General features: G+C 67.3%; 19 protein-coding genes and 1 pseudogene. 10 read left to right on the forward strand and 10 right to left on the reverse strand.

What is annotated here, in order from left to right:
* Positions 1–68 precede the first annotated feature (68 nt).
* Positions 69–2,759 carry an aconitate hydratase AcnA gene (gene acnA, locus VGI62_RS10515; protein WP_331504434.1) on the reverse strand — a complete coding sequence of 897 codons (2,691 nt, stop codon included), beginning with the start codon at positions 2,757–2,759 and terminating at the stop codon, positions 69–71.
* A gap of 199 nt (positions 2,760–2,958) precedes the next feature.
* Here acnA and ccmA point away from each other — a divergent pair, with 199 nt between their 5' ends.
* From ccmA to VGI62_RS10545, 6 genes are all read left to right on the forward strand, one after another.
* A complete protein-coding gene (ccmA, locus tag VGI62_RS10520; protein ID WP_331504435.1) occupies positions 2,959–3,561 on the forward strand; it encodes a heme ABC exporter ATP-binding protein CcmA in 603 nt (200 codons plus the stop codon).
* Positions 3,558–4,223: a heme exporter protein CcmB gene (ccmB, locus tag VGI62_RS10525; protein ID WP_331504436.1), complete on the forward strand. Its 666-nt coding sequence runs from the start codon at positions 3,558–3,560 to the stop codon at positions 4,221–4,223. Before ccmA ends, ccmB begins: the two co-directional genes overlap by 4 nt.
* A gap of 107 nt (positions 4,224–4,330) precedes the next feature.
* On the forward strand, positions 4,331–4,939 hold the full coding sequence (locus tag VGI62_RS10530; protein ID WP_331504437.1) for a Spy/CpxP family protein refolding chaperone: 609 nt from the start codon (positions 4,331–4,333) through the stop codon (positions 4,937–4,939).
* A gap of 56 nt (positions 4,940–4,995) precedes the next feature.
* Entirely contained in the window at positions 4,996–5,724 is a 729-nt protein-coding gene (ccmC, locus tag VGI62_RS10535; protein WP_331504438.1) for a heme ABC transporter permease CcmC, read from the forward strand.
* 20 nt (positions 5,725–5,744) lie between these two features.
* Positions 5,745–5,891 (forward strand): heme exporter protein CcmD, encoded by a 147-nt coding sequence (gene ccmD / locus VGI62_RS10540; RefSeq protein ID WP_331504439.1) that lies wholly within the window; start codon positions 5,745–5,747, stop codon positions 5,889–5,891.
* Positions 5,888–6,424, forward strand: coding sequence for a redoxin family protein (locus tag VGI62_RS10545; RefSeq protein ID WP_331504440.1), 537 nt, complete (start codon positions 5,888–5,890; stop codon positions 6,422–6,424). Before ccmD ends, VGI62_RS10545 begins: the two co-directional genes overlap by 4 nt.
* A 620-nt stretch (positions 6,425–7,044) precedes the next feature.
* On the opposite strand, the gene VGI62_RS10550 is transcribed toward VGI62_RS10545, so the two are convergent.
* The 3 genes from VGI62_RS10550 to ftsY all read right to left on the reverse strand — a co-directional run bounded on the left by VGI62_RS10550 (position 7,045) and on the right by ftsY (position 9,239).
* Positions 7,045–7,602 (reverse strand): MarR family winged helix-turn-helix transcriptional regulator, encoded by a 558-nt coding sequence (locus VGI62_RS10550; protein ID WP_331504441.1) that lies wholly within the window; start codon positions 7,600–7,602, stop codon positions 7,045–7,047.
* A gap of 90 nt (positions 7,603–7,692) precedes the next feature.
* Positions 7,693–8,298, reverse strand: a complete 606-nt coding sequence (locus VGI62_RS10555; protein WP_331504442.1) for an inner membrane-spanning protein YciB — start codon at positions 8,296–8,298, stop codon at positions 7,693–7,695.
* A complete protein-coding gene (gene ftsY / locus VGI62_RS10560) occupies positions 8,295–9,239 on the reverse strand; it encodes a signal recognition particle-docking protein FtsY (protein ID WP_331504443.1) in 945 nt (314 codons plus the stop codon). The genes VGI62_RS10555 and ftsY overlap by 4 nt, the downstream gene beginning before the upstream one ends.
* A gap of 59 nt (positions 9,240–9,298) precedes the next feature.
* On the opposite strand from ftsY, the gene VGI62_RS10565 reads away from it, so the two are divergent.
* A complete protein-coding gene (locus tag VGI62_RS10565; RefSeq protein ID WP_331504444.1) occupies positions 9,299–9,928 on the forward strand; it encodes a trimeric intracellular cation channel family protein in 630 nt (209 codons plus the stop codon).
* Positions 9,929–9,972: 44 nt separating this feature from the next.
* Here the strand turns inward: VGI62_RS10565 and mtaB are convergent, their stop codons facing one another.
* The gene (gene mtaB / locus VGI62_RS10570; RefSeq protein WP_331504445.1) at positions 9,973–11,271 is read right to left on the reverse strand and encodes a tRNA (N(6)-L-threonylcarbamoyladenosine(37)-C(2))-methylthiotransferase MtaB; all 1,299 of its coding nucleotides are present in this window, start codon (positions 11,269–11,271) and stop codon (positions 9,973–9,975) included.
* The gene (gene dapF / locus VGI62_RS10575) at positions 11,268–12,089 is read right to left on the reverse strand and encodes a diaminopimelate epimerase (protein WP_331504446.1); all 822 of its coding nucleotides are present in this window, start codon (positions 12,087–12,089) and stop codon (positions 11,268–11,270) included. The genes mtaB and dapF overlap by 4 nt, the downstream gene beginning before the upstream one ends.
* An 82-nt stretch (positions 12,090–12,171) precedes the next feature.
* Between dapF and VGI62_RS10580 the strand changes: the two genes are divergently transcribed.
* The gene (locus VGI62_RS10580) at positions 12,172–14,259 is read left to right on the forward strand and encodes a prolyl oligopeptidase family serine peptidase (RefSeq protein ID WP_331504447.1); all 2,088 of its coding nucleotides are present in this window, start codon (positions 12,172–12,174) and stop codon (positions 14,257–14,259) included.
* Between the two features lie 137 nt (positions 14,260–14,396).
* Here the strand turns inward: VGI62_RS10580 and VGI62_RS10585 are convergent, their stop codons facing one another.
* On the reverse strand, positions 14,397–14,966 hold the full coding sequence (locus VGI62_RS10585) for a PadR family transcriptional regulator (RefSeq protein ID WP_331504448.1): 570 nt from the start codon (positions 14,964–14,966) through the stop codon (positions 14,397–14,399).
* A gap of 92 nt (positions 14,967–15,058) precedes the next feature.
* Positions 15,059–15,952, reverse strand: a complete 894-nt coding sequence (locus VGI62_RS10590) for a hydrogen peroxide-inducible genes activator (protein WP_331504449.1) — start codon at positions 15,950–15,952, stop codon at positions 15,059–15,061.
* Between the two features lie 136 nt (positions 15,953–16,088).
* Between VGI62_RS10590 and VGI62_RS10595 the strand changes: the two genes are divergently transcribed.
* Positions 16,089–16,646 (forward strand): peroxiredoxin, encoded by a 558-nt coding sequence (locus VGI62_RS10595; RefSeq protein WP_331504450.1) that lies wholly within the window; start codon positions 16,089–16,091, stop codon positions 16,644–16,646.
* A gap of 68 nt (positions 16,647–16,714) precedes the next feature.
* A pseudogene (locus tag VGI62_RS10600) lies at positions 16,715–17,253 on the forward strand (carboxymuconolactone decarboxylase family protein).
* A 100-nt stretch (positions 17,254–17,353) separates the two neighbouring features.
* Here VGI62_RS10600 and VGI62_RS10605 read toward each other — a convergent pair.
* Entirely contained in the window at positions 17,354–17,881 is a 528-nt protein-coding gene (locus tag VGI62_RS10605; protein WP_331504451.1) for an ATPase, read from the reverse strand.
* A 16-nt stretch (positions 17,882–17,897) separates the two neighbouring features.
* Positions 17,898–18,749, reverse strand: coding sequence for an aspartate/glutamate racemase family protein (locus VGI62_RS10610; protein ID WP_331504452.1), 852 nt, complete (start codon positions 18,747–18,749; stop codon positions 17,898–17,900).
* Positions 18,750–18,819 lie beyond the last annotated feature (70 nt).

An 18,819-nucleotide genomic window follows, 5' to 3' on the forward strand; every position in this document is an offset into this window, starting at 1 on the left:
AATTGCAAGAAGGCGTGACCGCGGCGGACGGGTGCGACGTCAATGCGCACCCGTCCTCCAATCCCGCCCTAAACCGCCGGCCGCGCCAGGTTGCGCAGCACGTAGTTCAGCACGCCGCCGTTCTTGAAGTACTCGAGTTCGGTGGGCGTATCGATCCGGCAGCGGACCGGGAAGCGCGCAATGCGGCCGTCGGAGGGGCGGTACATCTCGATGGTCAGTTGACGGCGCGGCGACAACTCCGTGAGCCCTCTAATGGTGACGATCTCCTCGCCGGTCAGGCCCAGCTTGTGCCAGCCTTCCTGCAGGAATTGCAGCGGCAGCACGCCCATGCCCACCAGGTTCGAACGGTGGATGCGCTCGAAGCTCTCGGCGACAACGGCGCGCACGCCCAGCAGCTTGGTGCCCTTGGCCGCCCAATCGCGTGACGAGCCGGTTCCATATTCCTTGCCCGCGAACACCACCAGCGGGCGGCCCTCGGACTGGTAACGCATCGCCGCGTCGTAGATCGACATCACATCGCCCGAGGGGAAGTGCTTGGTCATGCCCCCCTCGATTTCGGGGGTGATGCGGTTGCGGATCCGGATGTTGGCGAAGGTGCCGCGCATCATGATCTCGTGGTTGCCGCGGCGCGCGCCATAGGAGTTGAACTCCGAGGTCGGCACCTGGCGGTCACGCAGGTAGACCCCGGCCGGCGAGGTCGCCTTGATCGAGCCGGCGGGCGAGATGTGGTCGGTGGTGATCGAGTCGCCGAAGACCGACAGGATGCGGGCCTCGACAATGTCGGTGACCGGCTTGGGGTCCATCGACATGTCCTGGAAGTAGGGCGGGTTCTGGACATAGGTCGAGGCCATGTCCCAGCCGTAGGTTTGGCCGCCGGAGACCTTGATGCCCTGCCACGCCTTGTCCCCCTTGAAGACGTCGGCGTAGCGGGTGGCGAACATCTTGTTCGTCACGTGCTTGCGCTGCAGCGCGGCGACTTCCTCGGTCGTGGGCCAGATATCCTTCAGATAGACGGGCTTGCCGTCCTTGCCCTCGCCCAGCGGCTCGGTGGCGATGTCGGTCTGCATGGAGCCGGCCAGCGCATAGGCCACAACCAGCGGCGGCGACGCCAGATAGTTGGCGCGCACATCGGGGTTCACCCGGCCTTCGAAGTTGCGATTGCCCGACAGCACCGAGACAGCGACCAGATCGCCCTTCTGCACCGCATCGGAGATCGGCTCAGGCAGGGGCCCGGAATTGCCGATGCAGGTCGTGCAGCCGTAACCCACCAGGTTGAAGCCCAGCGCGTCCAGCGACTTCGTGAGGCCGGCGGCCTTGAGGTAGTCGGTGACCACCTGGCTTCCCGGCGCGAGCGAGGTCTTCACCCAGGGCTTCACCTTGAGGCCCTTTTCGACGGCCTTCTTGGCCACCAGACCGGCGGCGATGAGCACGCTGGGATTGGAGGTGTTGGTGCACGACGTGATGGCGGCGATCACCACATCGCCATGCCCGACATCGAAGTTCTCGCCCTCGACCCTGACGCGGGTCGCCATGTCGTCGTGCTTGCCGAAATCACCGGCCAGGGCCGCCTTGAATTCCACCGCAGCGCTGGTCAGCACCACGCGGTCCTGCGGACGCTTGGGGCCGGCGAGGGAGGGAAGCACCGTGCCGAGATCGAGACCGAGCGTGTCGGTGAACACGGGATCCGGATCGGCGGCGTCGCGCCAGATGCCCTGTTCCTTGGCGTAGGCTTCCACCAGGGCGACGCGGTGCGGGTCGCGACCGGTGGCCGTGAGGTAGTCGATGGTGGCCCGGGTCACCGGGAAGAAGCCACAGGTGGCGCCGTATTCCGGGGCCATGTTGGCGATCGTCGCCTGATCCTCGATGGTCAACCCGGCAAGGCCGGGGCCGTAGAACTCGACGAATTTGCCGACCACGCCCTTCTTGCGCAGCAGCTGCGTCACGGTGAGAACGAGGTCGGTGGCTGTGGCGCCCTCGGGCATAGCCCCTTCAAGGCGGAAACCGATCACCTCGGGAATCAGCATCGGGATCGGCTGGCCGAGCATGGCGGCTTCCGCCTCGATGCCGCCGACGCCCCAGCCCAGGACCGAAAGGCCGTTTACCATCGTGGTATGGCTGTCGGTGCCGACCACGGTGTCGGGGTAGGCCACCGCGGCGCCGCCCTCGTCGTTCACCCAGACCGTCTGGGCGAGGTACTCAAGGTTCACCTGGTGGCAGATGCCCGTGCCGGGCGGCACCACGCGGAAGTTGTTGAACGCCGAGGAGCCCCAGCGCAGGAAGCGATAACGCTCCATGTTGCGCTCGTATTCCCGCTCGACGTTCTCGCCGAACGCCTTGGCGTTGCCGAAGTAGTCGACCATCACCGAGTGGTCGATGACCAGGTCGACGGGGTTCAGCGGATTGATCTTCTCGGGGTTGGCGCCCAGGTGGGTCATGGCGTCGCGCATGGCGGCGAGGTCGACCACGGCGGGCACGCCGGTGAAGTCCTGCATCAGCACCCGCGCCGGGCGGAAGCTGATTTCGTGTTCGACCGAACCCTTGTTGTCGATCCAGGCGGCGAGCGCCTGCAGGTCGTCGCGGCCGACCGACTGGCCATCTTCGTTGCGCAGCAGGTTCTCAAGCAACACCTTCATCGAGATGGGCAGGCGCGAGACACCTGAAAGTCCAGCTTCCTCGGCGGCGCGAAGGCTGTAGTAAGCGTAGGTCTTGTCGCCCACCGTCAGTTCGCGGCGGGTTTTCAGGCTGTCGGCAGACGCCATTTGGGGAGATCCTCTCTCTGTTCCCGGCCGCATCACGCCCACCCCGGAGCTCGCGCGCATCAATGAGCGGACACACAGCGTCCGATCCTGCGCGGCGAGGGTGCTCCAAGGCGACGGCGACCGCGCGCTACATAGACCGGCGAGTCCCACGCGTCCATGCACGGCCAAGCACGGACTTCATACCTATCGAGGCGACCGCGTGATCGACGCCATCGAGCTGCGCGGGGTGGCTGTGCGCCGCGGAGGACGGCAGCTGTTCTCCGACTTGTCGCTGAGGCTGGAGGCCGGACAGGCATGCGCGCTGACCGGGGCGAACGGGGCCGGCAAGACCAGCCTTCTGCGCGCGGTCGCCGGACTCGTGCCGCTGGAAGCCGGTGAGATCGTGTTCGGCGCCGCCGACCCTACGGAAGCCCGTGGGGCGGGCCTGCACCTGGCGGGCCATCAGGACGGGCTGAAACCGGCGCGAACCGTGCGCGAAGAACTGCATTTCTGGAGCCGCTGGCACGGGGGAAGCGCCATGTCGGCCGAAGCCGCGGCGCTCGCCCTGGAGCTCACCGGGCTCCTGGACCTCGAGGTCCGCAGGCTCTCGGCGGGTCAGCGCCGGCGCCTGGCGCTGGCCCGACTGCTGGCGGCGCCGCGGCCACTGTGGCTGCTCGACGAGCCCTTAAGTCCGCTCGACGCCGGCTGGCGGACGCGCTTCGGAGAGATGATGCGAGCGCACCTGGCGGGCGGGGGCCTGATCCTGGCGGCGGTCCACGACCCCTTGCCGATCGAGGCGCAGGTGCTGGAGATCGGCCAATGAGCCGGCTGGGCGCGCTGCTCGCGCGGGAAACGACGCTGGCCTGGGGGCGCGGGGGCGGGCCGCTGGTCAGCGTAGGCTTCTACGCCGGTGTGGCGACCCTCCTGCCGCTGGCGATCGGCCCGGAGCCGGCGCGGCTGGCGGCGGTCGCGCCCGGCGCCGCCTGGGTGGCCCTGGCTCTGGCGTCTCTGCTGTCCCTCGAGCGGCTGTTCGAGCGCGACTACGAGGACGGCGCGCTTGATCACCTCGTCTTGTCGCCGACGCCTCTGGAGCTCACCTGCGCGGCCAAGTGCGCCGGCCAGTGGCTGGCGACGGGCGCCCCGCTGGCGTTGGCCGCCCCTGTCGCGGCCATCGGCCTGGGCGCGCCGCTGGCGCTTACGCCGCTGATCTTCGCCTGCGCCCTGGTCGGCGGTCTGGCGTTCGCCTTCACCGGCGGGATCGGCGCGGCCTTGAGCCTCGGCGCGCGGCGGGGCGGGTTGCTGACGGCGGTGATCGTGCTGCCGCTATTCGTGCCGCCGGTGATTTTCGGCGGCGGAGCGCTGGCCGCCTTCGCCGGCGGCTTGCCGTGGGCCGCAGGCTTCGCCCTGCTCTGCGCCTACTCGGCTGCGGCTGTGGCGCTCGGCCCGTTGGCCATGGCCGCCGCCTGCCGCAACGCCCTTTCGTAACGTGTCCGTCGGCCCCCGCCGACATTACCAAAGCTTCACTTCGCATGTCGCTGTTTCGCCAATATCCGGCGTCACGGTGAAGCTGGCTTCCAGAACAGGAGACACCGATGTCACGGCCATGGATGGGTTATCTCGCCGGGGCGGCTTTCGCCCTTTCCGCAGCCGCATCGGCCACCGCCTACGCGCAAGCGACGCCTGCCCCGGCCGACCAGAAGCGGGTCGAAGAGCGCACCGTGATCATCCGTCATGGCGGCGACGACCAGGAACAGCGGATGATCGTCCGTCATGGCGGCCAGGACCAGGCCGAGCACCTGCGCACCATGCTGCAGCTGAAACCTTCCCAAGAGCCCGCGCTCTCCGCCTATCTGGCGGCGGTCAGGCCGGCGCATGAGCGCGAGCGGATCGTCGAGATGTCCGATCGCGGTGACGCCAAGACCACGCCCCAGCGGCTTGCGGATATGGAGACGCAGCTCGCGCAGCACACCGCCGCCATGCACGCCCGGATCGAGGCCACCAAGCGCTTCTACGACCAGCTCGAGCCCTCCCAGAAGAAGGTCTTCGACGAGCTTCCCATGCTGATGATCGGGCCGATGGGACCGATGATGCCGATGAAGGTGATGGTGAACATGGACGGCCGGCATGAGTTCTCGACGGACCGGGTGATGCCACCGCCTCCGCCCGCGCCGCCGCGGGCTCCGCCGCCGCCGCGGTCCTGAGCGCTGCGCCATCCGGCCGGCTTGCCGGGGCCCGGTGCGCGGGCTAATTCCGACGCATGATCCCGGCTCCCGCCTTCCTCTCGAACCCCGAGCGGTTCATGGCCTTCTCGCGATGGGCCGCGCCGCTGTTCGGCGTCATGGCGGTGGTCCTGGCGCTGGCGGGCCTGTGGTTAGGGTTCACCGCGCCTGAGGACTATCAGCAGGGCGCGACCGTGCGGATCATGTTCATCCACATCCCGGCCGCGTGGATGAGCGAATTCGTGTACGCCTGCCTGGCGGTTGCGAGCTTCCTGTCGCTGGTCTTCCGCCATGCCCTGGCCGACGCGGCCGCCCAGGCCGCAGCTCCCCTCGGCGCGGGCTTCACAGTGCTGGCGCTCGCGACCGGCTCGCTCTGGGGTCGACCCATGTGGGGAACTTGGTGGGTGTGGGACGCCAGGCTGACGTCGGTGTTGGCGCTGTTTCTGATCTACCTGGCCTACATCGCTCTGCGCGCCTCGCTGGACGATGAGACCAAGGCCGCCCGCGCCGCGGCGATCCTGGCGCTCGTGGGCGCGGTCAACCTGCCGATCATCCACTACAGCGTGACCTGGTGGAACACCCTTCACCAGGGCGCCTCGGTGTTCCGCGCCGGCGGCTCGGCGCTGGCGCCGGTGTTCTATTGGCCGGTGATCCTCATGGTTCTGGCGTACATGGCCTCCTTCGGCTCGCTCTGGTTGGTGCGCATCCGTGGAGAGGTGTGGCGCCGGCGCGCCGAGACCGCTGCGCTTCGCGCGGCAAGGGCGTGAAAAGGGACTAAAAGCCAAGGATGCTTCACTTCGAAACCGGCAAGTACGCCTTTTACGTCTGGCCCGCCTACGGGATCACCGCCCTGATGTTCGCTGTCCTGATCGCCACCTCGATCGGCCACGCCCGGCGCTGGCGCAAGCGCGCCGAGTCGTTCTCGCGCAAATGAGCCGCTGGTTCGCAGCTCTGCCGTTGGTCGCGCTGGCGGCGCTGGCGGTGCTTTTCAGCGCCTATGCGCTCCACCACGACCCGCATGTCGTCCCTGAGGCCCTCGTGGGCAAGACCATGCCGGACCTGACGCTCGCGAGCCTGGATGATGGAAAGCCAGTTCGTCTTCACGATGCGCTGAAGCAGGGTCCGGTGCTGGTGAACTTCTTCGCCTCCTGGTGCGGCCCGTGCCAACTGGAGCAGCCGGCTTTGCTGAGCCTCAAGGCCCAGGGCGTCAGGGTCATCGGCATCAACTATGAGGACGTCGCACCGCGCGGATCGCCTGAATACGCCCAGGCTTTCCTGGCCAAACTCGGCGATCCCTATCTAAGCCGCCTGGTCGATCCGGACGGCCGCGCCGGCATCGAATTCGGCATCACCGGCGTCCCGGAGACCTTCGTGGTCGCCCAGGACGGCAAGATCCTGGCGAAATACACCAACCTCAATGAGGCCGACGCCAAGCCCCTGGCGCGTCGCGTATTAACCGGGCGTTGATCCACGCACCCCAGATTGAGCCGGCGTTAACCATAAGCCGAGCCTCCCGCCGTGACGCCGATCCGCCCTCTGCCGCACCCGATCCAACCTGCCGGGAACGCGGCTGCCGACATCGGCCGGCAGGCCGCGCAGCGAGCCTTCTTCGACGCCGCCATGGGCCGGACCGCTTCATCGCCTGCGGCGACGCCGGCGGCTGCTCAGGCGAGCGTGACCGCCCCGGCGCATCGGCCCGAAACGCGGCTCGAGGCGGCAACTCAAGCTCCGGCCAAGCTACTCCGACCAGGCTCCCTCCTGGATATCCGGGTATGACCGCGGCATGTGTGGCCCGATAAACTCTTAAAACAATTAACCTTCCCGAGCCGGGAACGGGAAACGAATTACGGTGTTTGCTGACTTATGGCGAGCCGCGACCAGCGCATTTACGACGAAGCGGCTGCGCTATGGCGTGAGGTTTTCGGCGAACCCCCGCCCCCCTGCGTCGACGGGTCTGCGATGCTCGAGCTGGTCACCCAGCGCCTGGGAGAGCTTTCCTACGAGCGACTTCGCTCGCCCTATTTGCGGCCTTCGACGATCTCCGGACCTGGTCAGCCCAAGTCCCCGAACGCCACACCGCATTAGGTCTACGCGGCCTTCTTTTTCGCCTTCTTGCCGCTTTTGTGGGATTTCGCCGCCTTGGGCGCCTTTTCTTTGGCAGGCTTGGGAGCCTTGGGGGCTTTGGGCGTGGCCCCTGTCTTCACCAGGTCACCCAGCAGGGCGATGAAGGCGGCCCGCCGTCCGCCGCCCGAAATAAGCTTCAGAAGCCGGGCGTCGGCCGCGGTCATTTTCGGCCTCGCCTCCGCAAGCGCCTCACGGCCCGCTTCGGTCAGGCGCACGGCGTTTGCTCTGGCGTCGAGGGCCGAACGTTCGCGCTCCAGGAGGCCCTTGCCCATCATCCGCCGAGCCATATCGGCCAGGGTCGAGCGGTCGATGCCGGTGATCCGCACCAGATCGGCCTGGGTTGCGCCCTCGCGTTCGTCCGCCGCGGCGAGCACGGCGAACTGTCGCTGGGTGACAGCTCCCTCGCCGAATTCCTCGGCGTAGATATCGAGCGCGCGTTGCAGCGCCCGGTGCAAAAGGTGACTTGGCGACTGATCCAGCGCGGCGACGCCGCCTTTAACGCCTGACTTCATCTTGGCCATCGGTGGTTCCCCCGGAGCGGCTTGCAGCGAAGCTAGAGGCCGATTGCGTCTTTTTGATTACAGACGCTCCGTGGTCGGCGCAGGACCGGGCTAGGCCGCGTCCGTCGGCGGCTCTGCGTCAGCCGGGGCCTCTTCAGGCATGTGCTTCATCATCAAGGGCGCCTGGCTGAGCGCGAACAGGAAGATCAGGATCGGCGTGCCGGGGAACTTGAAGAACCCCCAGGTGAGCGTGCTCTGAGTACGCCACACCGCCTCATTGGCCGCCGCCAGCGCCAGGAAGCACAGGGCGTAGCGCAAGGTGAGCGTGCGGACCACCGCGTCGGGCAGGTGGAAGGCGTCGCCCATCAAGGCCTTTAGCGGATTCTTGCCGCGCAGCGCTCCGGTGATCAGGAACAGGCCAAAAGCCGTATAGAGGATGGTCGGCTTGATTTTGATGAACCGCTCATCGTGGAAAAAAATCGTCAGGCCGCCGAAGATCAGCCCAAGGACCGCCGTCACCAGCGGCATCGGCGCAAGGCGTCGCTCGTAGAACAGACCCACTATCAGCGCCAGGATCGATCCGCCGACGATGGCCCAGCTCGCCGTCACAGCGCTGCGGGTCGCCACCAATGCGATAAGAAAGACCGCCAGCCCGGCGTAATCGACGAAGTAGCGCACCCATTTCGGGACCGGGCGCGGTGCAGCAGCGTTGGTCATTGGGCCGGCTCCGTGAGCCCCACGAGCGAGCGCGCGAAGGCGCGCGCATTGAAGGGTTGGAGGTCGTCGATCCCCTCGCCGACGCCGATCAGCTTGATCGGGCTATCGGAGGCCTGGGCCACCGGCACCAGCACACCCCCGCGCGCCGTGCCATCAAGCTTGGTCATTACGATGCCGGAAACCCCGATCTGGTTGCCGAAGATATTTTCCTGGGCGAGCGCATTGCGCCCGACCGTGGCGTCCAGCACCAGCAAGGTCTCGTGGGGCGCATCCGGATCGATCTTCTTCACCACGCGGATGATCTTGTGCAGCTCGTCCATCAGCCCCTGCTTGTTCTGCAGTCGGCCCGCGGTATCGATCAGGACGACATCGTAGCCCTGCGTCCGCGCCCGCTCGACGGCGTCAAAGGCGAGCCCCGCGGCGTCGGAATTGGCGGGACGGGACATGAAGTCGGCCTTGGCGCGTTCCGCCCAGATCTTCAACTGCTCGACGGCCGCCGCGCGGAAGGTGTCGCCCGCCACCACCAGCACCTTGGCGCCTCGGGCGGTGAGGTCGGCGGCGATCTTCCCAAGCGTCGTGGTCTTGCCTGAGCCGTTCACCCCGATGAACAGCACGATGTAGGGGCGGGGGCCGGCGAGAGCGTCGAAATCGCCTTGGCGGGCCGAAAGCTCGTCGCCGATGGCGGCGGCAAGAGCTTCCTTGATCTCGTTCTCGTCGACGCTCTTGCCGAACTTCTCGTCGGAAAAGCGCTGGGTGATGCGCGCGGCGGAGTGCGGGCCAAGGTCGGCCTCGATCAGCATCTCCTCGAGCTCGTCGAGCTTGGCTTGGTCGAGGGGCGCTTTGGCGACGAAGGCCTGGGTGATCTGCTCGCCCATCTGCTTAGACGAGCGCGACAGCCCTTCCGTGAGCCGCTGGAACCAGCCGCGTTTGGGTTCGGTCATGATCGCGCTTCTAGCGGGCCGCTTGCACGGCGTCACGCGCGCTTGCAGGGTCCGCGACCATGGACCGCTTGGCTGTAGCCCTTACTGCGCTCGACTACGGCGCCGTCGCCGTCTTCGGGGCGACCGGTGCGCTGGCCGCCGCGCGGCGCAAGCACGACATCATAACGTTCGGATTCTTTGCCGCGGTGACCGGCGTCGGCGGCGGCACGCTGAGGGACGTCTTGATCGGGGCGCCGGTCTTCTGGGTGGGCCGTCCGACCTATCTGGTGGTCTGTCTTACGGCGGCCGCGGCGGTCTGGATCGTCGGGCCGAGACGCTTTCGGGGCAGCATCCTCACCTGGCTCGACGCGCTGGGCATGGCCGCATACGCCGTGGTCGGCGCACTGAAGGCGGGCTCGCTGGGCGTGCCGCCGGTGTCGGCCATCGTGATGGGCGTCCTGACAGCCACCTTCGGCGGCGTGATCCGCGACGTGCTGGCCCACGAACCCTCGGTGCTGCTGCGGCGCGAGCTTTACGTCACGCCGGCCCTGGCCGGGGCGGCGACCTTCGTTGTCCTGGGTCTTGTCGGGACGCCGACGGCGCCGGCAGGCGTGGCGGGATTTGTGATGGCGCTTACGCTGCGAGCGGGCGCGATCCTGTGGAAGTGGTCGCTGCCGGGCTTCGGCGGACAGACGGACGCCGAGGGCTAGCACCCTGACCTCCGCGCCCTGAGGCGTCGGGCCCGGACTATCCCTCAGGCGATAACCCGAGCACGTCGCGGGGACCGTTCGGCCTCGGCGAGCTTCGCAATTACCCGTTTGCCGTCGTGGCCGGTGGCCATCAGGGCCGCGATCTCGCCCACCGCCGCGGCGCCCGCGAAGGCGATCTCGGTGAAGTCTTCGGCGCGAGCCACGCCGTCGCGCTCCACCAAGCCCAAGAGCCTGCGGCCATCCTGGCGGTTCAGGTGGCGTGTCAGCGCGGCCTCGCCGGCGGCCCGCAGGCGCGCGGCGCGATCTTTGACAGCCGCTCGAGCAACCGGCGGCATTCGCGCGGCCGGCGTGCCGGGGCGGGGGCTGAACGGGAAGACGTGCAGGAACGACAGGTCGGCCTCCTCGACCAGCGAGAGCGTGTTCTCGAACATCGCCTCGGTCTCGGTGGGGAAGCCCGCGATCAGGTCGGCGCCGAAGGCGGTGTCCGGCCGCACAGCGCGGACTGCGGCCACAAGCTTCAGGGCGTCGGCGCGGCTGTGGCGGCGCTTCATGCGCTTGAGGATCATGTCGTCACCGGCCTGCAGCGAAAGATGCAGGTAGGGCATCAGCCTGGCCTCGGTCGCAAGGCAATGCATGAGGTCGTTATCGATCTCTGCGGCGTCGATGGACGAGAGGCGCAGCCGCGGCAGTTCGGGCACGAGCTTCAGGATGCGGCCGACCAGTTGGCCGAGGGTGGGCTGCCCCGGCAGGTCGGCGCCCCAGCTGGTCACGTCGACGCCGGTCAGCACCACCTCACGGTAGCCTTGGGCGGCCAGGCGCTTGACCTGCGCCACCACTTCCCCGGCGGCCGCCGAGCGAGAGTTTCCGCGACCGTAGGGGATGATGCAGAAGGTGCAGCGATGGTCGCAGCCGTTCTGGACCTCGACATAGGCCCGCGCCCGGTCCTTCAGCCCGTCGATCAGGTGCCCGGCGGTCTCGCGCACGCTCATGATGTCGTTGACCCGTACGCGACCGAGCTCGGGCTGCGGGACGTAGGCGCCCGGAGCGCTTTTCTCCGCATTGCCAAGGACGAGGTCGACTTCGCCCATGTTCGCGAAGGCGGCGGGGTCGATCTGGGCCGCGCAACCGGTGACGATCAGCTTCGCGCCTGGCCGCTCCCGGCGCGCCCTGCGGATCGCCTGCCGCGCCTGGCGCACCGCCTCCCCAGTCACGGCGCAAGTGTTGAAGACAATGGCGTCGGAGAGGCCATCGGCGGCGGCCTGCTTGCGGATGATCTCGCTTTCGTAGGCGTTCAGCCGGCAGCCGAACGTCACGACGTCCACGTCATGGATGTCGCCGCTCACGGCAGGTCGCCTGCGAAGTCGACCGCGGCGGGCCCGGTCATGATCACATGGTCGTCGTCGCGCCACTCGATCAGCAGTTCGCCGCCGTCCAGAACCAGAGTCGCGGTGCGCTCCGTCAGGTCGCGGCGGGCCGCCGCGACGAGGGCTGCGCAGGCCCCGGTGCCGCAGGCCTTGGTAAGGCCCGCGCCGCGCTCCCAGACCCGCAGGCGGATTCGGTCGCGGGCGAGGATCTGCGCGAAGCCGACATTCACCTGCTCGGGGAACAGGGGATGGTGTTCGACCATCGGGCCGGCGGTCTTGATCGGCGCAGCGTCGATGTCGGGGGTGAAAAACACCACATGCGGATTGCCCATGGAAACGCAGGCCGGCGACGAGGCCAGGGCCTCGTCCTCGTAGAGCGGCTCGTCGAGGGATCGCGTGTCCTGTTCGCGGGCCAGCGGTATGTCGCGCCAGGCCAGACCCGGCCGACCCATGTCGACGCTGACCAGCCGTTCGCCCGCGCGGCTCGCGACCAACCGTCCAGCCTTGGTCTCGATCACCGCCTGGTCTTGGCCGGACGCCTGCATCAGCAGCCAGCCAACGCAGCGCGTGCCGTTGCCGCAGGCCGAGACCTCCTCGCCGTCGGAGTTCCAGAACCGCACTCGGGCGTCCACGCCCTCACCGGGCTCAATCGCGATCAGCTGGTCGCAGCCGATCCCGCTCGCCCGGTCAGCGATCGCGCGAACCTCATCGGCGCTCGGCGTGAACGGCGCGCTGCGGGCCTCGACCACGACAAAGTCGTTGCCGAGCCCGTTCATCTTGAGAAACGGACGGCTCATGGGGGCGGACATATAGGCGAAGACGGACCCAGAAGCACGTGAGGCGAGACAGCGCCGTTGCGGCCCCGCTAGAAGCATCGCCATGAAGCTCGTCATTTGGGCCCTGGTCGGGCTTGCCTTCGTCCCCGGCATCACCCAGGCGCAAGGCCCGACCGCGGTCGGCGCCACCGACCCTTTCCAGTGGCTGGAGGACATCGACGCACCCCGTTCGTTGGCCTGGGTCGAGGGTCAGAACGCCAAGTCGGCCCCGCGGCTCGAAGGCGACCCCCGCTATGGCGCCTTCCACGCCGAGGCCCGAGCGATCTTCACCGCCCAGGACCGCATCCCGACGCCCCACTTCAGGGCCGGCGGCATCGACAATTTCTGGCAGGACGCCCAGCACGTCCACGGGGTGTGGCGCCATACGACGATGTCGTCCTACCGCACCGAGAGCCCGCAGTGGCAGACGCTGCTCGACCTCGACGCGCTCTCCCAGGCCGAGGGCAGGAACTGGATATGGAAAGGTGCGAGCTGTCTGAAGCCCGCCCAGACGCGCTGCCTCGTGCTCCTCTCCGATGGGGGCAGCGACGCCGTCGAGTATCGTGAGTTTGACACCACAGCCCGCAAGTTCGTGGACGGCGGCTTCCACTTCGCCAGCGGCAAGCAGAACGTCAGCTGGATCGACCGTGACACGCTGATCGTGAGCCGGGAGTGGGCTCCCGGCGAAGTGACGGCTTCGGGCTACCCGTACGTGGTCAAGATCGTGAAGCGCGACGGCGAGCCGCGGGAAGTGGCGCGCGGGGCGAAGAGCGACGTGCAGGTGAGCGGCGAGGTGCTGACTGGCGAAAATGGCCGCGCAGATGGCGTTGTCATCCAGCGCGCCATCACCTTCTACGAGCGCGAATTCAGCCTGCTGGGCGACAAGGGTCTGACGCCGGTTCCCCTGCCGAAGAAGGCGGACCTGGCGACCTACGTCGATGGCCAGGTGGTCTTCACGCTGAAGGAGGCCTGGAAGGGCTTCGGCGCAGGCGCTGTCATCAGCTACGATCTCGCCGAGCTGAAGCGCGATGTCGCTACGGCCAGGCCGCAGCTCGTCTTCCAGCCGGGCCCGCACGATGCTGTGCAGGCCGTGGACAGCACCAAGGACCGACTGGCCATCGTCCTGCTCGAGGACGTCAAGGGTGCTGTTGACGTCTACGACCACAAGGCCGGCGTCTGGCTCGGACATCGCTTGCCGTTACCCAAGAACGCCAACCTGAACGAGATCTCGGCGTCGGACGACGACAGTCAGTTGTTCATCACGGCGGAGGGCTTCCTCGACCCCACCTCGCTGTGGTTGGCCGACGCCGCGGCGTTCACGGCGACCAAGGTCAAGACACTGCCTCCCCGTTTCGACGCCTCCAGGGATGTGGTCGAGCAGTTCTGGGCGACGTCGTCGGACGGGACGAGGGTTCCTTACTTCCTGGTTCGGCCGAAAGGCATGAAACCTAACGGTGCGACGCCCACCATCATGTACGGGTACGGCGGCTTCGAGCTCGCCAAGCCCCCCGTCTATATTCCGGAGATGGGCAAGATCTGGCTGGAGCGCGGCGGCGCCTATGTCATCGCCAATATCCGCGGTGGCGGGGAGTTCGGCCCAGCCTGGCACGACGCGGTGCTGCGCGAAAAGCGCCAGCTCGCCTTCGACGATTTCGCAGCGGTCGCCAAGGACATGTTCGCCCGCAAGATCACCTCGCCGCGAAGGCTGGGGATCTACGGCCGCTCGAACGGCGGCGTCTTGATGTCCGTCTCAATGACGCAGCATCCGGAGCTGTGGAACGCGATTGTCATCGAGAGCCCGCTGATCGACATGATGCGCTACAACCACCTGTCGGCGGGCGCATCATGGGTGGCGGAATACGGCGATCCGGACGTCCCCGCCGATCGCGCCTTCATCGCCAAATACTCGGGCTACCAGAATCTCAGGCCCGGGGTGACATACCCTGAGCCCTACATCACAACCAATACGCGGGACGACCGGGTGCACCCTGGACACCCGCGCAAATTTGCCGCGATGCTTGAGAAGATGGGGATCCCCTATCTCTACTACGAGCAGACATTCGGCGGCCACGCCAACGACGCCGACCCGGAACTCAACGCCCGCCGCTGGGCCAGGCACTACGTCTACCTGGCCCAGAAGCTGATGGATTGAGGCTGTCTATCGCTCCAACGTTCCCGGAACGGTCGTCGTAAGCCGACGAAGCGAGCCTGCCCAGGTCAGCGCGACTTCTTTTGCGGCTTGGCGCCGAGCCCCGCTCTAAAGCGCGCTTAGGGCTGGGCGAACCGCTCTCAGCTCTTCTCGATCGCTACGGCGGTGTCATCGATCATAGCGACGATGCGGTCGATCTCTTCGGACGTTATCGGGCGGCGCGAGAGGCGCTGGCCCAAAGCCATGCCGAGGTTGGTCATCGCGCGCGCGATGCGCGGTCGGGTGGAATCAGCCCCCTCGGCGGCCTCGGCCATGCGAGCGAAAACGGCGTCGACCCCGGCCTGGTTCTTCTTCAGCGCCTCGCGGCCCGTCTCGGTGGCCTCGTAGAGCTTGCGGCCGCCTTCGCCAGCCGCCGGCCGGATGAAGCCCTCGTCCTCCAATAGCGCCAGCGTCGGATAGATCACGCCAGGCGAGGGTCGATAGGCGCCGCCCGTGCGGTCCTCCAGCTCCTTGATCAGCTCATAGCCGTGGCGCGGTTGCTCGGCGATCAGCGCCAGGACCACGAAGCGAAGGTCGCCGTGCTCGAGGAAGCGGCCGATGCGCCCGCCGCGTTGGCGGCCGTGGCCCATATGGGCGCCCATCCGGCCGCCCCAGGCGTGACGGCTGCGGCGTTCGCGGCAGTCGTCGGAGAAATGATGGTGTCTGTGCATGACGATGGTCCCCTCCTTTGTCGGGACGGGTATCGATATATCTAAACCGCATCGAGATCGCAAGCCTATTTAGATATGTCGAAATTAGTCTGTCATTCGCGCAGCGCCCCGGCCAGCAGCCGGCCTTCGGCGGCGCGATTGGAGCCGGCTCGCCAGGCGACCACGATCTCGCGGGTTGCGTGGCCCGGTGAGATCGGGCGTACGGCGACGGATGCCGGGTCGATCAGGCCGGCATCTACCGCCATGGCCGGCAGGAAGGTGACGCCGAGGCCGGAACCAACCATCTGGACGAGCGTCGGAAGAGAAGTCGCCGCGAAGCTTTCCTCGCCGGCGCCGGCCTTAGGCGGCTTCAGACCGCAGGCGGCGAGCGCGTGGTCGCGCAGGCAATGGCCATCCTCCAGCAGGATCATGTCTTCGGTTTCCAAGGCCTGCGGGTCGGCCGACTTCAGGCGAGCCAGCGGATGACCGGCCGGCATCGCGGCGAGCAGTTCGTCGTCGGAGACGTGCGCCCAGTTCAGGCCGTGCATGTCGAAGGGAAGCGCAATCAGGGCGGCGTCTAGCTGACCCGCCTTCAAGGCCGCTATCAACCGTTGGGTCAGGTCCTCGCGCAGGAACAGCCGGAGCTTCGGGAAGCGTTCGCGAAGCAAGGGTAAGGCGCGTGGCAGGAGGAATGGCGCGACTGTCGGGATCACACCCAACCGGAAGCGACCGGTCAGGGGCTGACCGGCGTTCTTGGCCGCCTCGACCAGTTCCTCGGTCTCGTTGAGGATGACGGTCGCCCGCCTTAGAGCCTCCTCACCGACGGCGGTCAGGATCACCCCGGAGCGGGCCCTGTCGACGACCGGCGCGCCCAGGGTCCGCTCCAGTTCCTGGATCCCCGATGAAAGGGTGGGCTGGGTGACATGGGCAGCCTCGGCGGCGCGGCCGAAGCTGCCCTGCTCAGCGAGAAGCTTCAGATACTGCAGTTGGCGCAAGGTCGGGAGCATCTCAGAAAGATAGGCTGGCTCTATCGAAAATCCATAGCCAATCGATTGGATATTGGATCGCCCACGCCCCATCTCCCTCTCCGACGACGCGGGCCGCTCCCCGGGACCCGCTCGAAGATCAAAACTGGAGACAAGAATGCTGACGGTTGGCCAACCCCTGCCCGACTTCAAGATCGTGGGCGTGAAGCCCGGCTTCATGCGCCGCGAGCAGGACGGCGAGAGCGCCTTCGAGACCCTGACCCCGCAAAGCTTCCCAGGTCAGTGGAAAGTGATCTTCTTCTACCCGAAGGACTTCACCTTCGTCTGCCCGACGGAGATCGCCGAATTCGCCAAACTGAACCCGCAGTTCGCCGAGCGTGACGCCGTGGTGCTTGGCGGCTCGACTGACAACGAGCACTCCAAGCTCGGCTGGCGGCGCGAACACCCCGATCTGCACAACCTCCCGATCTGGAACTTCGCCGACGGCGCCGGAAGGTTCGCCACCGCACTCGGCGTCCTGAATGAGGAGGAAGGTGTCGCCTATCGCGCGACCTTCATCGTCGACCCGGACAACGTGGTGCAGCACGTCTACGTCACGAACCTCAACGTGGGCCGCAATCCGCAAGACACCTTGCGGGTCCTCGACGCCCTTCAGACCGACGAGCTTTGCCCCTGCAACCGCGCGGTGGGCGGTGAAACCCTGAAGGCGGCCTGACGCACGCCTTCGAAGGCGGGAGACGCCTCGCGCCTCTCCCGCAACCATTCCGTTTTCTGGAGATCGCCATGTCCCTCGACGCCCTGCGCGAGACCTTACCCGTCTATGCCAAGGACCTCAGTCTGAACCTGTCCAGCCTGGCCGCCGAAACCCTGCTGAGCGACCAGCAGAAGTGGGGCGCCTTCGTCGCCTCGGCCCATGCAGCCGGTACGCCCGCGGTCGTGAAGGCTGTCGAATCTGCCGCCATCGAAGCGGGGCTATCGGACGCTGCGCTGAACGCCGCCAAGGCGGCCGCGGCGTCATGGGCATGAACAACGTCTACTATCGCGCGACCCACCTGCTCACGAACAAGGAGTACGCGACCTTGCCGGCTCGCCTGCGCATGAACGTGCTGGCCGACCCCGGCGTCGAGAAGGCTGACTTCGAGCTCTGGTCGACGGCGGTCTCGGCTGTGAACGGCTGCGGCATGTGCCTCGACGCCCACGAGGCCGAACTGAAAAGGCACGGCGTGACGGCCCCGCAGATCCAGGCTGCGTTGCGGATCGCAGCGGTGGTCAATGCTGTGAGCCAGGTCCTCGCCGGCGAGGCCGCGCCGGCGGCCGCCTGAAAAACCCTCCCGGGTGGCCCGCCGCCCGCAGGGGGGCCTCCTTTACCTGGTACCTGGAAGACCCCGCTGGTCGCCGTCACCGGGGGACACCCGGGGCCGCTTAGTCCGCCTTGCCGGTCTCGACATATTTCTTCAGCCGGACCACCTGCTCGCCCAGCACCCTGTCGACGGGGGCCGAGAGCGTTTCGGCGAGGCCACCCTTGGCGTAACCGCCAGCGTCGTAGGTGAGGGTCACGTCCGTCATCGCCCCATTGGGCTTGAGCGCAAAGCCCAGGTGCCCGCTTGCCCCGGTGAACTGCATCGGGCCCAGGCCCCCCGATAGCCTCACGCTCGATGCGCCGTCGGCATAGACGACCTCCATATGGCGGACGAAGCCATGTGGCAGCTTCTCGCAGAAGCAGCCGGCGGCGGGGTCGAGGGTCAGATTCTTGGCGTCGCCGGAGAAGGTGTGGCTGCTGCTCCACCAGCCGGACGGCGTCAGGATCGCGGCGTAGACCTTTGCCATGGGCGCGGAGATCGTCGCTTTTTCAACGACCTCGAAACCGGCCGCCGACTTGTCCGTCACCTCGGCACGCGCCGCGCCGGCCAGCATCGCGCAGGCCAGAACCGAACCGAAGAATGTCTTCATCGGAAATATCCCTAAACTAAGCCCGCTCGAAGCTTAACGGCGTTCCCCAGAAGGCTTCAACCAGGCTCGATTGCACGCCGGGGCGGCCGGTGGTCAGGAAGCGACGGGCGCCGGCATGTCCGGGATCATATTCGGCATGGCGCTCCAGATAGCGGGCCAGCGCGCCGGCTGTCGCCTCAGGCTGATGGATAAGCGGCGTGTCGGGCGGCAGGGCGGCGCGAAAGAGGTCGGCCACGATCTCATAGTGGGTGCAGCCGAGGATCGCCCGGTCCGGCGATCGGCCGATCCCGGTGGTGATCGCTTTCACGTGGCTCTGGATCGCCGCCGCCAGCTCCTCGCGCGGCGCGCCGGCTTCGATCCGACCGGCAAGTTCGGGACAGGGCTGTGAGAAAACCGCGACGTCCTGCCGGCGTTTGTCGATCTCGATCTCGTAGACACGGCTGGCTGCAGTGGCCGGCGTCGAAAAGACGGCGAGGATGTCCAGCTTCTCGACCTTGTCGCCGCGCCGCTCGGCCTCGTGCTCCCACGGAAGACCGGTTGCGGCTTCGATCGTCGGCACGATTAGGCCCAGGACGTTCACCGGACGACCGAGCGCCTTGCGGTAGCCGGGCAGCCAGGTCTGCTGCAGGCGCCGGAGCGCGATAGAGGCGGCGGTGTTGCAGGCCAGGACCGCCACGCTGCACCCCTGCTCGAACAGGGTCACGCACCCGGCCTTGGTCAGCTCGACGATCTCCTCGCCAGTCCGTCCGCCATAGGGGACCTTGGCCTGGTCGCCCAGGAACACGAAGTCGGCGTCCGGGAAACGGTCGATCAGGGCGCGATGGATGGTGAGGCCCCCGAGGCCGGAATCGAACACGCCTATCGCCATAGGCGCGCTTTAACGTCGCGCCGCGTCAGCGTCTACGCCACGGCGCCCTACATTAACTTGCATTCAGATG

The sequence above is a fragment of the Phenylobacterium sp. genome (genome assembly GCF_036495085.1).
In the GTDB taxonomy this organism is placed as follows: Bacteria; Pseudomonadota; Alphaproteobacteria; order Caulobacterales; family Caulobacteraceae; genus Phenylobacterium.